The organism is Polaromonas sp. P1_E11 (genome assembly GCF_056405995.1).
This window is the reverse complement of the sequence record NZ_JBFUBA010000002.1, coordinates 1-15,071: the sequence shown is the minus strand read 5'-3', so window position 1 is coordinate 15,071 and position 15,071 is coordinate 1. Positions and strand designations below refer to the sequence as shown.

At 66.1% G+C, this 15,071-nt stretch carries 14 protein-coding genes; 13 read left to right on the top strand and 1 reads right to left on the bottom strand.

Features of this window, described 5'->3' with window-relative positions:
• Positions 1-142 precede the first annotated feature (142 nt).
• The 12 genes from AC1D11_RS07555 to AC1D11_RS07500 all read left to right on the top strand — a co-directional run bounded on the left by AC1D11_RS07555 (position 143) and on the right by AC1D11_RS07500 (position 13,436).
• Positions 143-973, top strand: a complete 831-nt coding sequence (locus tag AC1D11_RS07555; protein WP_477651437.1) for an ABC transporter substrate-binding protein — start codon at positions 143-145, stop codon at positions 971-973.
• A gap of 23 nt (positions 974-996) precedes the next feature.
• A complete protein-coding gene (gene cobW, locus AC1D11_RS07550) occupies positions 997-2,058 on the top strand; it encodes a cobalamin biosynthesis protein CobW (RefSeq protein ID WP_477646593.1) in 1,062 nt (353 codons plus the stop codon).
• Between the two features lie 18 nt (positions 2,059-2,076).
• Positions 2,077-5,895 (top strand): cobaltochelatase subunit CobN, encoded by a 3,819-nt coding sequence (gene cobN, locus AC1D11_RS07545; protein WP_477646594.1) that lies wholly within the window; start codon positions 2,077-2,079, stop codon positions 5,893-5,895.
• Positions 5,892-6,980: a magnesium chelatase ATPase subunit I gene (locus AC1D11_RS07540; RefSeq protein ID WP_477646595.1), complete on the top strand. Its 1,089-nt coding sequence runs from the start codon at positions 5,892-5,894 to the stop codon at positions 6,978-6,980. Before cobN ends, AC1D11_RS07540 begins: the two co-directional genes overlap by 4 nt.
• The gene (locus AC1D11_RS07535; protein WP_477646596.1) at positions 6,959-7,663 is read left to right on the top strand and encodes a vWA domain-containing protein; all 705 of its coding nucleotides are present in this window, start codon (positions 6,959-6,961) and stop codon (positions 7,661-7,663) included. The genes AC1D11_RS07540 and AC1D11_RS07535 overlap by 22 nt, the downstream gene beginning before the upstream one ends.
• A 9-nt stretch (positions 7,664-7,672) precedes the next feature.
• Positions 7,673-8,077 carry a DUF1636 family protein gene (locus tag AC1D11_RS07530; RefSeq protein WP_477646597.1) on the top strand — a complete coding sequence of 135 codons (405 nt, stop codon included), beginning with the start codon at positions 7,673-7,675 and terminating at the stop codon, positions 8,075-8,077.
• Positions 8,078-8,145: 68 nt separating this feature from the next.
• A complete protein-coding gene (locus tag AC1D11_RS07525; protein WP_477646598.1) occupies positions 8,146-8,337 on the top strand; it encodes a CbtB domain-containing protein in 192 nt (63 codons plus the stop codon).
• Between the two features lie 25 nt (positions 8,338-8,362).
• Positions 8,363-9,202 (top strand): CbtA family protein, encoded by an 840-nt coding sequence (locus AC1D11_RS07520; RefSeq protein ID WP_477646599.1) that lies wholly within the window; start codon positions 8,363-8,365, stop codon positions 9,200-9,202.
• Positions 9,203-9,249: 47 nt separating this feature from the next.
• Positions 9,250-9,927, top strand: a complete 678-nt coding sequence (gene bluB / locus AC1D11_RS07515) for a 5,6-dimethylbenzimidazole synthase (protein ID WP_477646613.1) — start codon at positions 9,250-9,252, stop codon at positions 9,925-9,927.
• Between the two features lie 49 nt (positions 9,928-9,976).
• The gene (cbiB, locus tag AC1D11_RS07510; RefSeq protein ID WP_477646614.1) at positions 9,977-10,966 is read left to right on the top strand and encodes an adenosylcobinamide-phosphate synthase CbiB; all 990 of its coding nucleotides are present in this window, start codon (positions 9,977-9,979) and stop codon (positions 10,964-10,966) included.
• Entirely contained in the window at positions 10,963-11,985 is a 1,023-nt protein-coding gene (locus AC1D11_RS07505; protein WP_477646600.1) for an aminotransferase class I/II-fold pyridoxal phosphate-dependent enzyme, read from the top strand. The genes cbiB and AC1D11_RS07505 overlap by 4 nt, the downstream gene beginning before the upstream one ends.
• A complete protein-coding gene (locus AC1D11_RS07500) occupies positions 11,982-13,436 on the top strand; it encodes a cobyric acid synthase (protein WP_477646601.1) in 1,455 nt (484 codons plus the stop codon). The genes AC1D11_RS07505 and AC1D11_RS07500 overlap by 4 nt, the downstream gene beginning before the upstream one ends.
• Before the next feature lie 15 nt (positions 13,437-13,451).
• Here AC1D11_RS07500 and AC1D11_RS07495 read toward each other — a convergent pair whose 3' ends face one another.
• Positions 13,452-13,940 (bottom strand): hypothetical protein, encoded by a 489-nt coding sequence (locus tag AC1D11_RS07495; RefSeq protein ID WP_477646602.1) that lies wholly within the window; start codon positions 13,938-13,940, stop codon positions 13,452-13,454.
• Positions 13,941-14,259: 319 nt separating this feature from the next.
• Here AC1D11_RS07495 and AC1D11_RS07490 point away from each other — a divergent pair.
• Positions 14,260-15,071, top strand: an 812-nt coding sequence (locus AC1D11_RS07490) for a two-partner secretion domain-containing protein (RefSeq protein ID WP_477651436.1), incomplete at its 3' end; no start/stop codon positions are given.

Here is a 15,071-nt window from a genome sequence, read left to right as displayed (position 1 = left end):
CCAAGCCTGCGCAGGCAGGCTTGGAGCCGCGGGCTCCAGCCCCTTGGGGGCGCTGCGCCTGCGGCCCGGCAAAGCCGGTTCCGCGGCCCCGGCTGGTGAAGGCGGGGCGCGGACTCGGAGCTTGCGTAGGCGAGTTCCCGCTGTGGCGTCGTTGGTAGTGCTGGGGCTGCTCTCGAGCTTCGCGATGGCGCAGAGCTCGCAGCCGGTGTCGCGCATCGTCACGCTCGCGCCCTCGCTGACCGAGGCTGTGTGTGCGCTGGGCCGCTGCGCGCAGCTGGTGGGCACCGATCGCCACTCCACCTGGCCCGTTTCGGTGCTGGCGCTGCCCAAGGTGGGAGGGCTGGAAGACGCGCAGGTCGAGCGCATCGTGACCTTGCGTCCCAACCTGGTCTTGCTGGGTCCGCGCAGCCGCGCGGGCGAACGACTGCAGGCGCTGGGCGTGCCGGTGATGATGCTGGATGCGCGCACCCATGGAGACCTGAAACGCATGCTGGTGAAGCTGGGCGACACCTTGGGCGAACCTGCCCGTGCCACTGAGCTGATCGCCCGCATCGAGGGTGAGCTGGACGCCGCCGCGGGCCGCATGCCCGCCGTATTGCGCGGGCGCAGCGTGTATGTGGAAGTGGGCGCAGGATCGTCCGCTGCCAGCGAGAAGAGTTTTATTGGCGAGACGGTGGCCCGGTTGGGCCTGGTCAATGTGGTGAGTGGCGAGCTCGGCCTGTTCCCCAGGATCAACCCCGAGCTGCTGCTGCGCCGCCCGCCCGATCTCATCATTGGCCCGCGCGCCACGCTGGCCAATCTGTCAGACCGCCCCGGCTGGAGTGCACTGCCGGCAGTGCGCCAGCAGCAGCTGTGCCTGCTGGATACCGAACGCATGGACCTGTTGTCACGCCCTGGCCCTCGCCTGGGCGAGGCCGCCCAAATGTTGGTGGAGTGCCTCAAGGCCCTGCCTCCCCGTGACGCGCCCCGTTAATTTTCTTTACCCGAGAGACTCTTATGCAAACCCGAAAAATCCCCGCTACCATCGTCACCGGCTTTCTGGGCAGCGGCAAGACCACGCTGCTCCGCCACCTGCTGGCCAACGCGCAAGGCCGTCGCATTGCGGTCATCGTCAATGAGTTTGGTGAACTCGGCATCGACGGCGAACTGCTGCGCGGCTGTGGCATTGGCTGCGACGAGAACGGCGAAGAAAACGGGCAGCTGTATGAGTTGGCCAACGGCTGCCTGTGCTGCACGGTGCAGGAAGAGTTCGCGCCCGTGATGGAGCAGCTGGCCAAGCGCCGCGACCAGATCGACCACCTGATTATCGAGACCTCGGGCCTGGCACTGCCCAAGCCGCTGGTGCAAGCTTTCCAGTGGCCCGCCCTGCGCAACACCTTCACCGTGGACGCCGTGGTGACCGTGGTGGACGCACCAGCGGTGGCGGCCGGCGACTTTGCCGACGACCCGGTGGCCGTGGACGCCCAGCGCCGCGCCGACGACAACCTGGACCACGACTCGCCGCTGCATGAGCTGTTTGAAGACCAGCTCGCCACGGCGGATCTGGTGATCGTGCACAAGACGGATGGTGTGACGCCTGCGCAGCTGGTGGACGTGGAAGCAGCCATCCGTCTGGAGACCTTGCCCGGCGTGAAGCTGGTGCATGCGCAGCATGGCCGCATCGACATCGGTGTGTTGCTGGGCCTGGAGCGTGCAGTGGAAGACCAGATCGACCAGCGCAAGACCCACCACGACGAGGAAGAAGACCACGACCACGACGCCTTTGACTCGGTGCAGGTGGCGCTGGATGTGACCAGCCGCGAAACATTGCTGGCCGCACTGCGCGATGTGGTGGGCCGCCACGAGATTTACCGCGTCAAGGGTTTTGTGGCCTTGCCCGGTGTGGCCATGCGCCTGGTGGTGCAGGGCGTAGGAACGCGTTTCGATAGCTACTTTGACCGCCCCTGGCGTGCTGACGAAGCGCGCCAATCGCGCCTGGTGTTGATTGGTTCCGAGCTCAATGCGGCTGTGTTGCAGGCTGAACTCAGTGCTGCATTGGCAACTCCCGTTGCCGCATAACTATCGCGAAAGTTAGCCATGCATTTGCTCTCCACCCGCCCCGGAGGCCACGTTGAAGACGGTGGCCAGGGCGTGGTGCGCGTGGAGCAAACGCCGGGCGACATCGTGGTGCTCAGCGCGGCGGATACCACGCTGTCGCTGCTGGCCGATGCGGCGCAGCAGTTGCCCGAAGGCTTTCCCACGGTGCGCCTGGCGAACCTGATGTGGCTGCGCCAGCCCGCGTCGGCGGACATGTATGTGGACGATGTGCTGCAGCATGCGCGCGTGGTGGTGATCGACCATCTGGGCGCGGCCAGCGACTGGGCCTATGTGGTGGAGCGTGTGCGGGAGCTGGCTCGTGCGCGCGGCCAGTGGCTGGCGCTGTTCTCGGGTGACGCGAGCGAAGACCTGCAACTGCTGCTGCGCAGCACCGCCCCGCATGAAGATTGCCGCCAGCTCTGGCGTTGCCTGCGCGAAGGTGGCCGTGACAACGCCCGCAACTTTTTTGAATTGATAGGCCATTCCGCGTTTGGCCTGGGCGCACGGCCTACGCCGCCTGCAGCGTTGCCACCGGCCATGGTCTACCAGTCGCCCGTGCCGCAGGCGTGGCGTGACGGAGCTCCTGCGGCGCTGCTGGTGTTCTATCGCGCCCATGTACAAGCTGGCAACACAGCGGTGTTTGATGCCATGCTGGCCGCACTCAACGCGGTGGGTCTCAATGCTGTGGCTGTGGCCGTGGACTCGCTGAAGAACCCTGCCAGCCTCGCGCTTTTGCAATCGCTGGCCGTACAGCACGGTGTGGGCGTGGTGCTGAACGCCACGAGCTTTGCGATCACCGCACTCGATGGCGACGACGTTGACAGCGTGGAGGGCGCGCAGATGGAGCCCCTGGCCGGCGACGCGCCAGTGTTGCAGCTGATCACCGCAGGTTGCGCGCAAGAGCAGTGGGCGGCTGACCCGCACGGCCTGGCCCCGCGCGACCTGGCGATGCAGGTGGTGCTGCCCGAGGTGGACGGCCGCATCGGCACGCGCGCCATCAGCTTCAAGGGCCTGGCCTGGCGCGATGAACGCACCGAGGTGGACGTGGTGCGTTACCAGCCCGAACCCGAACGCATGGCCTTTGTGGCCGAGCTGGCGCGCCGCTGGTGCGCGTTGCGCAGCAAGCCCAATGCCGACAAACGCGTCGCGCTGATCCTGGCCAACTACCCCAACGACGATGCCCGCCTGGCGAATGGTGTGGGTCTGGACACCCCGGCCTCCACGGTGGCCCTGCTGCGCGCCATGCAGGACGCAGGTTATGCCACAGGTGCCTTGCCCGAGGGTGGTGACGCGCTGATTGCCGCGCTGGTGGCCGGCGTGACCAACAACATGGACGCCAACTTCATCCGGCCGGCAGGCCAGAGCCTTGCCATGGCCGACTACCTGCAGGACTTCAACCAACTGGACGCTGCCAGCCGCGACGCGGTGAACACGCTGTGGGGCGCACCCGAACAGGACCCCATGGTGCGCAGTGGCCGCTTCATGGTCTCCGGCCTGCGCTTGGGCCATGTGTTTGTGGGCATTCAGCCCGCGCGAGGGCGCGACCTGGACCTGGTAGCCACGTATCACGATGCCGACCTGGTGCCCACGCACAACTACCTGGCGTTCTACTTCTGGTTGCGCCGCAGTTTTGCAGTGGATGCCGTGGTGCACGTGGGCAAGCATGGCAACCTTGAATGGCTGCCCGGCAAAAGCGTGGCGCTGGGTGCCAACTGCTGGCCCGACGCCATCCTGGGCCCGCTGCCGCATCTGTACCCCTTCATCGTCAACGACCCCGGCGAGGGCAGCCAAGCCAAGCGCCGCACACAGGCCGTCATCATCGACCACCTGATGCCGGCCCTGACCCGCGCCGAGACCTACGGCCCGCTGCAAAAGCTGGAGCGGCAGATGGACGAGTACTACGAGGCCCTGTCGCTGGACCCACGCCGCGCCCAACGCCTGCGGGGCGACATTCTGGAGCGTGTGCTGACTGAGAACCTGCACACTGACCTGGGTTTTGCCAAACCCGCCGATGACGCGGGCCGTGAAGCGCTGCTGCTGCGGCTGGACGCCTACCTGTGCGAGATCAAGGAATCCCAAATCCGCGATGGGCTGCACATCCTGGGCACATCACCACAGGGCCGCCAGCAAATCGACACGCTGGTGGCGCTGGCGCGTTTTCCAGGTGGTACGGCCGCCGGCCAGCGCAGCTTGCTGGTGGCATTGGCCCAGGATTTGGAGCTGGATGGTGTGGACGGCTTCAGCGTGCTCAGCCCCGAATGGGCCGCGCCCTGGAACGGGCCGTTCCCTGCCGTGTTGCTGAGCGTGAGTACCGAAGCCTGGCGTCATGCGGGCCACACACGCGAACGGCTGGAATTGCTGGCCCGGCAACTGGTGGCTGACCATGTGGTGGCCGATGAATCATGGGATGCCGCAGCCTGGCCGCACACAGCCCCGGTTCTGCAGCGCATGCGCCAGGTGCTGCGTCCGCGGCTGGACGCCTGCGGCCCACAAGAGATTGCGCAGTGCCTGCGCGGCTTGTCAGGCCGCTTTGTACCCGCAGGCCCCAGCGGCGCGCCGTCACGCGGCCGGCCTGACGTACTGCCCACGGGCCGCAATTTCTATTCGGTAGACACGCGCGCAGTGCCCACGCAGACCGCCTACGCCATGGGCGCTGCGGCGGCTGAGCGCGTGATCGAGCGGCACCTGCAGGACCATGGCGAGATGCTGCGCTGCCTGGGCCTGTCGGTCTGGGGCACCAGCACCATGCGCACCGGCGGCGAGGACATTGCCCAGGCCTTTGCATTGCTGGGTGTGCGGCCCAGGTGGGCAGACGGCAGCAGCCGGGTAGTAGACATTGAAGTACTGCCCATGGCCATCAGAAATCGGCCCAGGGTGGACGTGACGCTGCGCGTGTCGGGTTTTTTCCGCGATGCCTTTCCCAATGTGATTGACCTGTTCGACACCGCGGTGCGTGCCGTGGCCGCGATCAGTGAAGAGGACGAGCCCGACGACGTGAACCCCATCCGCGCCCGGGTGCGGCGCGAAGCCGCTGAGGCAGAGGCCAAGGGCTTGAGTGCGGAGGAAGCCCAGCGCGAAGCCACCTGGCGCGTGTTTGGCCCACGCCCGGGTGGCTATGGTGCCGGTCTGCAGGAGGTCATGGCCAGCGGCCGCTGGAACGACGGCGCAGACCTGGCCCAGGCCTATCTGCGCGCCGGCGCCTTTGCCTACGGCCAGGGCGAGCACGGCGTAGCAGCGCGCGGCAGTTTTGAGCAGCGCCTGGCAGGGCTGGACGCGGTGCTGCACAACCAGGACAACCGCGAGCACGACGTGCTCGATTCGGACGACTACTACCAGTTCCAGGGCGGCATGGCGGTGGCTGTTGAACACCTCGCAGGCGCGCCCGCATCGCTGTACCACGGCGACTTCAGCGTGCCCGGCGCCCCGCGCATCCGCACGCTGGGTGAAGAAGTGGCGCGCGTGGTGCGTTCGCGCGCCGTCAACCCCAAGTGGCTGGAAGGCGTGCGCCGCCATGGCTACAAGGGTGCTTTTGAGATGGCCGCCACGGTGGACTACCTGTTTGCCTTTGACGCCACCGCAGGCGTGGTGGGCGACCATCAGTACGCGCTGGTGGCCGATGCTTATTTGCACGACGACACCAACCGCGCGTTTTTGCAGCAGCACAACCCCGGCGCACTGCGCAGCATCGGTGAGCGGCTGCTCGAAGCCATGCAGCGCGGCCTGTGGGAGGCGCCGGGCGACCAGCGCGAACGCATCGAAGACCATTTGCTGGCGCTGGAGCGCCGGCTTGAAGAACACGGAGAAGGACCCTTGACATGAGCACGACCATGAGCATTCCGGAACTGAACATTCCTGTTGAGCCCGCTACCCGTGCGGCCTTTCCCTTCACCGCGCTGGTGGGCCAGCCGCAGTTACAGCGTGCGTTGCAGTTGGCCGCCATTGACCCCGGCATAGGCGGTGTGCTGATCAGCGGCCCACGCGGCACAGCCAAGTCCACTGCGGCCCGCGCGCTGGCCGCGCTGCTGCCCGGTGCGCCCTTTGTCACCTTGCCGCTGGCTGCCAGCCTGGAGCAACTGGTTGGCACGCTGAATGTGGAAGACGTGCTGCGCGACGGCCAGGTGCGCCTGGCGCCTGGGCTGGTGGCTCGTGCCCACAATGGTGTGCTCTATGTGGACGAGGTCAACCTGTTGCCCGATGCGCTGGTGGATGCGCTGCTGGACGTGGCCGCAAGCGGTGTCAACACGGTAGAGCGCGACGGCATTTCACAGCAGCATGCCGCACGTTTTGTGCTGGTGGGCACCATGAACCCGGAGGAGGGCGAGCTGCGCCCGCAACTGCTGGACCGCTTTGGTCTGTCGGTGGCGCTGGCCAACCCGGTGGATGCTGCAGAGCGCACCGCCATCCTGCGCGCGCGCCTGGGTTTTGATGAAAACCCCGGGACCTTGGGCGCGCAGCATGCGGAAGAACAACGCGCGCTCAGTGCCGCACTGGTGGCGGCCCGTGCTGCGTTGCCAGGCTTGGCCTGGCCTGACGCGGTGCTGCATCATGCGGCGGCCTGTGCGATCGCCGCCGGTGTAGACGGCATGCGTGCCGACCTGGTGATGCTGCGCGCCGCGCGTGCGTTGGCGGCGCTGGAGGGGCGCAGCGAAGTGACCGTGGACGATGTGGACGCGGTGGCCGAGCTGGCGCTGGCGCATCGCCGGCCGGAGGGCAGTACAGCGTCGGCACCGGGAAATAGCAACGGATCGACCCAGCCCAAAAACAATCCAGAGCGCCTGCAAGACCAGCCGTCTGTCCCATCGTTGCCGCCCGTGCCCCAAGGCGACTGGGGCGCTTTGCCCGCCCAGCCCGAAGGCACCACCAAGGTCCACGCGATAGCAGGGTGGCCGCCAAAAAAAGCCTAGGCCACCCCAGCCGCCGCCCGCGCAACGGGCCCGGCAGCTGGCGGTGGCCTCCACCTCAAACGTCTTCCACGAGCTGCGCAGCGCTGAGCGCACAGCAGCGCAGCGCCGCCATTGCCTGGCTGCCCACCGTGATGGTCAAGGGGCCTGCGCCACTTCAACGCGAACACCTGCGCCACCAGCCCCTGGCGCTGCGCAGCAGTCGCCTGCATTGCATCGTGCTCGACACTTCGGGCTCCATGCGCCAGCGCGGCCGCTTGGCGCTGGCCAAGGGCCACGCTGCTTTCATGATTGAGCAGGCCGCGCGGCTGGGCGACGATGTGGCGCTGTTGCGCTTTGGCGGGCAGGGGGTGGAACTGCTGCTGCCCCCTGGCCGCGCACGTGCCGCCGGCAGCCAGCGCCTGCGCCCCTTGGGCGGTGGCGGTGGCACGCCGCTGGCCGAGGCACTGGTTCAGGCTGACCGCCTGCTGCAACGCACGCTGCGCAAGAGTGGCCCCACGGAGTGCTGGCTGTGGCTGCTGACCGATGGCCGCACGCTGGAGCAACCGCAGGCGCCGTTGACCCCGCAGCACCTGGTGATTGTCGATTTTGACGACCCGAAAAAGAACCTGGGCCGCTGTGCCGCCTGGGCCATGCGCTGGGGTGCGGAGCACCGCCTGGCCATGGCTCCGGGTTACCAACCGTAAAAGATCGTCATGTCCGATACCGAAATCATTGTCTGCACCACCTGCCGCCCGTCGGGCGCCTCGCGCGAGCTGCCCGCCCACGGCCTGGCGCTGTTCGAGGCCGTTCAGGAAGCGCTGCTGGTGTGTGAGCTGGACACCGGGCAGCACAAGGGCCTGCAGCTGCGCGGCCTGGCCTGCATGAGCGGCTGCTCCCGTGCCTGCACCGTGACGCTGCAGGCCCAGGGCAAGTACACCTACTACTTTGGCGACCTGACTCCTGATGGCGAGACCGCAGCCCAGGTGATTGCCTGCGGGCAACTGCACGTGCAGAGTGCCGACGGCAACCTGGCCCGCAATGCACGGCCCGATCGCCTGCGCAGCGGTATCCTTGCCCGATTGCCCCCTGTTGGTTTGAACGGCCTGGGCTCGACATGAGCGGCCAAATGCACTAAGTTTGTTTTTTTCACCCCACCCACCATCCCACTTACCTCAAGGAGAACGCCATGACTGAACCGACGACGCTGACCCACAACCCTTCTCACACCCTGAGCCCCGGCCTGGCCGTGCTGCGCCCGCTGCTGGGCGCGGCCGCGCTGGGCCTGGTGGTGCTGTACGGCGTGGCCTTTGCCGAAAGCCCATTGGCCCACAACGCCGCGCACGATGTGCGCCACATCACCGTCAAACCCTGCCACTGAGCAGCACTTTCACCGGGAGACAGCTATGGTTTTTCAACGATTGATCTGGGCGGCGCTGGCCACTGCGGTGGTGGTGGGTAGCGTGCAAACCGGTGTGCAGCGCTGGCAAGCCGCCCCGCTGATTCTGGCGGCCGAGGTGTACGAAGAGCAAAAGGTTGAGGCTCCGGCGCCCGCCGCCGCTCCCGCTGCCCACGTGCATGCCGAAGGTACGGCTCCTCATGAGCATGAGCACGGCACTGCCAAGGAATGGGAGCCTGCAAATGGCACAGAACGCATTGGCTGGACCTGGGTGGCCAACATGCTGCACGCCTTCAGCATGGCGCTGCTGGTGTTTGCGGTGATGGGCGTGTGGCTTTACAAACATGACGCACAACGCGGTGGCGCGATCGCTTCATTGCGCCTGGCCGGCGTGGTGGCTGCAGCTGGCTGGTTGAGCTTTCACCTCTGGCCTTCGCTGGGTTTGCATGCGGAAGTACCCGGCATGGAAGCCGCGCCGCTGCAGGCCCGCCAGGTCTGGTGGGTGCTGGCAGTGGGCAGCGCGGCGGGTGCCTGCGCCGTAGCCGGTTTTGCGCGCGCATCCTGGCGCTGGCTGGTGTCCGCAGCCTTGCTGGCGCTGCCATTTGTGGTGGGTGCACCCAAGCTTCAAGGTGATGCCCTGGCCGGTTTTGGCCCTGAAGCCCATGCCGCACTTGAACAGCTCGGCACGCAGTTCATCTGGGCCACAACCTGGGTGTCTTTGTCGTTCTGGGTGAGCCTGGGTCTGGTCTGTGGTTTGGCTTTCCAGCGCTGGGTGCGTCCTGCCTTGCTGGCGGTGCTGCAGCGTGCAGACGTACCCGTAGCGGGCGCGGTGCAAGCTCCTCAGTGAATGGTGTGACGGGCTTTGTCTCCGCCGCCGGGCCGGGTCCGGCCGATGTGGCCCGACCCGGCCACGCCTTCAGCGACTCCGAGCAGCAGGCGGTGTACCGGGCCATCTTCGAGCGGCGCGACATGCGCCACTTCAGCGGCGGCACGGTGGCTGACGATGTGATGCAGCGCCTGCTGTCGGCCGCGCACCACGCGCCCAGCGTGGGCTTCATGCAGCCCTGGCGCTTTATCCGCGTGCGCAACCGGCCCTTGCGCGAAGGTATTCATGCGCTGATTGAGCAGGAACGTGTGCTCACGGCCCGGGCCTTGGGCGAGCGCGAAGACGAGTTCATGAAACTCAAGGTGCAAGGCGTGCTCGATGCGGCCGAAGTGCTGGTCGTGGCCTTGCCGCCAGGGCGCGAACAGCATGTGTTTGGCCGCCGGACCCTGCCCGAAATGGACCTGGCCTCGGCGGCCTGCGCCATCCAGAACCTCTGGCTGGCGGCCCGCGCCGAGGGCCTTGGCATGGGCTGGGTCTCGATTTTTGACCCGCAGCAGCTGGGCGGGTTGTTGCAGATGCCCGAAGGCAGCAAGCCGATCGCGGTGCTGTGCCTGGGCCCGGTCCAGGCCTTTTATGACCAGCCCATGTTGCAGGCTGAAAAGTGGGCGCGCCGTGCCCCGCTGGCCGACATGGTGTTTGAAGACAGCTGGGGCACGATTGCCCGGCATGAGCCGGGAGCCGGCTGATATGTTCACGCACTGGGCCAGCTTTCATGCCTTTGCCGTTCCTGCTTCCATGGCAGGGTACACGGCGTGCTTGCTCGGTGTGGTGCTGTTGCTGGCTTTGTGGGTAGACAAATCTTTCGGTGAGCCGGCCACAGGTGTGCATCCGGTGGTCTGGATGGGCAACTACCTCCGGGCCTGCGGAAGCGTCACGGTACGCTGCCCGCCCGTGCCGGCTTTTTTTCTCGGCACACTGGCCTGGTGGGTGGGTGTGGCATTGGTGGGCGCAGCAGCCTGGGGGGTGCAGGCACTGGTGTTCTGGCAACTGGCCGGCTACATCAAGGTGCCGGCCTGGGGCACCGCCATCGACACTGCGCTGCTGGCCGTGCCGATGGCCTGGTTGCTCAAATGCATGCTGTCATGGCGCATGCTGCGCGAAGAAGTCGGCGCGGTTGAACTGGCGTTGGGCCAGTCGCTGGAAGCAGGGCGGGAGCGCCTCTCCTGGCTGGTGAGCCGCGACACCACCGAGCTCACCGAAAGCCAGGTGCGGGAAAGCGCGATCGAATCGCTGGCCGAAAACCTCAATGACTCTGTGGTGGCCCCGGTTTTCTGGTTTGCACTGCTGGGTTTGCCGGGAGCGGCTATTTACCGGTTTGCCAATACGGCAGACGCCATGTGGGGTTACCGCGGCACCTATCGCGGCAAAAATTGGGAATGGGCCGGCAAGTGGGCTGCGCGCGCGGACGACGTGCTCTCCTGGTTGCCGGCGCGCCTGACAGCGCTGTTGCTGGCACTGGCGGCAAAGGGCCTGCCGCTCAAGGCATTGCGCGAAGAAGCCCGCAAGACCCCGTCGCCCAACAGCGGCTGGCCCATGGCGGCCATGGCGTTGGCGCTGGGTATCTCGCTCGGCAAGCCCGGCGTTTACACCTTGAACCCGCAAGGTCGGCGACCTGAAGCATCAGACACGGCCCTGGCCCAAACCTTGGCCTCCCGGGCGGTGTTCTCCCAGACCCTGGTTGCTCTCGCCGCGATGCTGTTGATGGCGCTAGTGGCATCGGCATGAACACCCGCCTCGTCACCACGCGCATTCACGGCGGACCCGACGCGCTCGGTGTGCCGCTGCACGACTTTTCAACCAACAGCAATGCCTGCGGACCTTGTCCCGCAGCGCTGGCCGCCGTCCGCCACGCTGACGCCACCCGTTACCCCGACGCCGGCTACACGCAGTTGCGCAGGCAACTGGCGGCCTTTCACCGTGTCGATGAGGCGCGTGTATTGCTGGCGGCCAGCGCCAGCGAATTCATCTTTCGGATGACCACCCTGGCCGCGCAGCAGGGCGCACGCGCGGTGCGGCTGCCGCCGCACAGTTATGGCGACTATGCGCAGGCGGCTGTTGCGCATGGCCTGGTGGCGGCAAGCCAGCAGCACGATGCGCAGTTGCTCTGGGCCTGCGAGCCTTCCAGCCCGTTGGGTGCTGCACATCGCGGCCTGGGTGAGCTGGTTGAAGGTCAGGAAGTGTCAGCCCTTGTCGTGCTGGACCGCGCTTACGAGCCCCTGCGGCTCAGCGCTGCGCCTACGCTCACGCAGCAGCAGCTGCAAAACACCTGGCAGCTCTGGACGCCGAACAAGGCGCTGGGCCTGACCGGCGTGCGCGCGGCCTATGCGATTGCACCGATGGAGCAAACGGACAACGCTGCAGCGCTGGAGCGGCTCTGCCCCTCGTGGCCGGTGGGCGCGCATGGTGAGGCCATGCTGCAAGCCTGGGTGAGCAAAGAGGCACAGGACTGGCTTGCCGGCAGCCTCAACACCTTGCGTGAATGGAAATCCCGGCAGATCAGTGTCTGCGAATCGCTGGGATGGATATGCCTGTCCAGCGACGCCAATTTCTTCTGCGCCCAACCGGCCTTGCCCGAAGGCCTGAGCTTGCAGCAGGCGCTGTCAGCACTGCGCGCCCAAAGCATCAAGCTGCGCGACACGACATCATTCGGTTTGCCCGGCCATGTGCGCCTGGGCGTGCAGCCGCCAGCCGCGCAGGATGCCCTGCACAACGCGTGGCAACAACTCTCCAGGACAAGTTCATGAGTGCAAAAAGTGTCATGGTGCTGGGTACTACCAGCGGTGCCGGAAAAAGCTGGCTGACGACCGCGCTGTGCCGTTACTACGCGCGCCAGGGTTTGAAAGTCGCGCCCTTCAAGGCGCAGAACATGAGCAACAACGCAAGAGTGGTCGCGCAAGGAGAGATCGGCTCCGCTCAATACTTCCAGTCACTCGCCGCCAACGCGGTGCCTGACGTGCGCATGAATCCCTTGCTGCTCAAGCCCGAAAAAGACACACAAAGCCAGGTCGTGTTGATGGGCCAGGTGAATGCCGAACTCTCGCGCATGGAATGGCGCGGCCGCAGCGCCTCGGTCTGGCCGGTGGTGTCGCGGGCGCTCGATGAGTTGATTGCGGACAACGACGTGGTGGTGATGGAGGGCGCGGGCTCGCCGGCCGAGATCAACCTCAAGTCCAGCGACATCGTCAACATGCGATCGGCACAGCATGCCAATGCGGCTTGCCTGCTGGTAACCGACATCGACCGCGGCGGCGCTTTTGCCCACCTGTATGGCACCTGGGCCATGCTGGACGAAACCGAGCGCAAACTCATCAAGGGCTTTGTGCTCAACAAATTCAGGGGCGACGCCAAACTGCTGGCGCCCGGCCCGCAAATGCTGCAAGACATGACCGGCATCCCCACGGTGGCCACGTTGCCGATGTGGTGGCAGCATGGCTTGCCCGAAGAAGACGGGGTCTTTGACGACCGCAGTACCGCAGCAGGGGAAGTCTCCACCACTGTTGCCGTGATCGCCTATCCCCGCATCAGCAACCTCGACGAATTCCAGCCGCTGAAAAACGTGCCCGGTGTGCGCTTGAAGTGGGTGCGCAGCCCGGTCGACCTGGCGGGCGCCGACTGGATCGTCCTGCCCGGTTCCAAACACACCAGCGGCGACCTGGCCTGGCTGCGCGCTCAAGGGCTGGACCAGGCCATTGCCGCCCACGCGGGTCAGGGCGGCGCGGTGCTGGGCATTTGCGGCGGCCTGCAGATGCTGGGCGAAGCGCTGATTGACCCGCATGGCATAGACGGCAACGCGCCGGGGCTGGGCCTGCTGCCGGTGGTCACCGTGTTCGAAGAAGGCAAAACGGTGCGGCAGCGCCAGGCCCGCTTTGGCGAGGTGGACGGCGCCTGGGCAGCACTGTCAGGCGTGGCCCTGCAGGGTTATGAAATCCACCACGGCCAGACCGCGGAGCACCCGGCGCTGGCCGCAGCGGGCGACAAGGCCAGCGCGGTGATGGCAGAAGGCCTGGCCTGGCAGAACATTCGCGGCAATGTGCTGGGCCTGTACCTGCACGGCATGTTTGAAGACCCGGCGGTGCTGCAGGCGCTGTTTGGCGCCACGGTGCCTACGCTCGACTCGGTGTTCGACGGTCTGGCCGACTACATCGGCGAGCATTTCACGCCCGGTGTTTTGCAGTCGCTGATCAGCGGCCGCTGAGCGCTCGCAAGAGCGCTAGCCCGGCATCCGCTTCAAAGGCCCGAAGCACGCCTGCAGCGACTCGGCCTTGCACACAATGAGCTGGTCCTGTTTGGGGCTGAACTGGATGAACCGCACAACCGGTGGGTCCGACGCTTCATGCAGGTCGCCTGAGCAGTCCCGCTTGCCATTGCTGTCGGTCACGGTGTCGGTGAGCCGGTAAAAACCCTGCGCACTGGGCGCTGCGTATATTTCGTAGTCGCCCCGTGTGACTTCTTCGCCGCTGGTGTTAAGCCGGGTACCCTTGGCACTGTATTGCCAGGTTTCAGTGCAGGCCTTTCCTGCCAGCGTCCAGCTCCAGGTACCCACGAGGGGGTGCGGCACGGGTACCGGGGCGGATGGTGCGGGTTTGGCTGTCTGCGCAGCGGCGAGGCCGCAGAACAAGGTGGCAAGGGCCAAACCGGCGAATTTGCGCAAGGGGTGGGTCCTGGCTCTGGAATGGGGATAGCTGTGTGAAAACTTCATGGGGTGATTATGAAGAGGCCGCAACGTGGCTTCCCCTGTGCAGAGCCATCCCTTTGTCGCCAGCTGTTATTTCTTAAGAAAAACAAGCCCTGAACCCAATGGAGACGGGCGAGAGCAGCTATCAAAACTGTAGCAAGTAGGGCTTCCCAGGGCTGCGCCATGCGTGAAACCCAGGCTATCGCGCCGGTCCGGGGCGTCGTAATATAGCACTTGTCATGCGCGGCGCATGGCCCTGTGGCCCCAAATGGCAGGCCATCGCCGGCAGGAAAAGAGAGATCTTTGGGGGCTTCGCCGCCCGTCCTGTCCCGAAAGGCTACACATGAAAAGCCATGCCGGCATCAACCGCATTTACCGCCTGGCCCGACGCGGCGCCAGTGCAACGGGCGGGTTCACGCTCAACGCTGCCTGTAGCGCCGCATGGCTCCTGCTTGTCGGAGGTGCCCAGCAGGCCCAGGCCGCAGACGCCGCCAACGCCAGCGTGTCTGCGGGCACCGCCAGCCTGGCCACGGTGGGCACCACCACCACCATCAACCAGTCCAGCCAGCGCGTGGCGATTGACTGGACCAGCCTGTCTACCCGTGCCAACGAAGCGCTGAAATTCAACCAGCCCAATGCGCAGGCGATAGCGCTGAACCGCATCACCGGCAGCAGCCCGAGCGAATTCCTGGGCAGCCTCACGGCCAACGGCCAGGTGTTCATCCTGAACCCGAACGGCGTGCTGTTTGGCGCCGGCAGCCAGGTCAACGTCGGCGGCCTGGTCGCCTCCACGCTCAGCATGAGCAATGCCGACTTCATGGCGGGTAACCATGTTTTCAGCAACAACGGCACGAGTGGCTCCGTCGTGAACAAGGGCACGCTGACGGCTGCGAATGGCGGCTATGTGGCCTTGCTGGCGCCGGAAGTACGCAACGAAGGTGTCATCCGGGCCATGCTGGGTACGGCCTTGCTGGCAGCGGGCAACAAAATCACCCTGAACCTGGACAACGGCAACTTGCTGGGCTACAGCATTGACCAGGGCGCCATCAATGCGCTGGCCGAGAACAAGCTGCTGATCCAGGCCCAGGGCGGGCAGGTCTTGCTGTCCGCCAAGGCGATGGACAGCCTGACGACGGCGACGGTGAACAACACCGG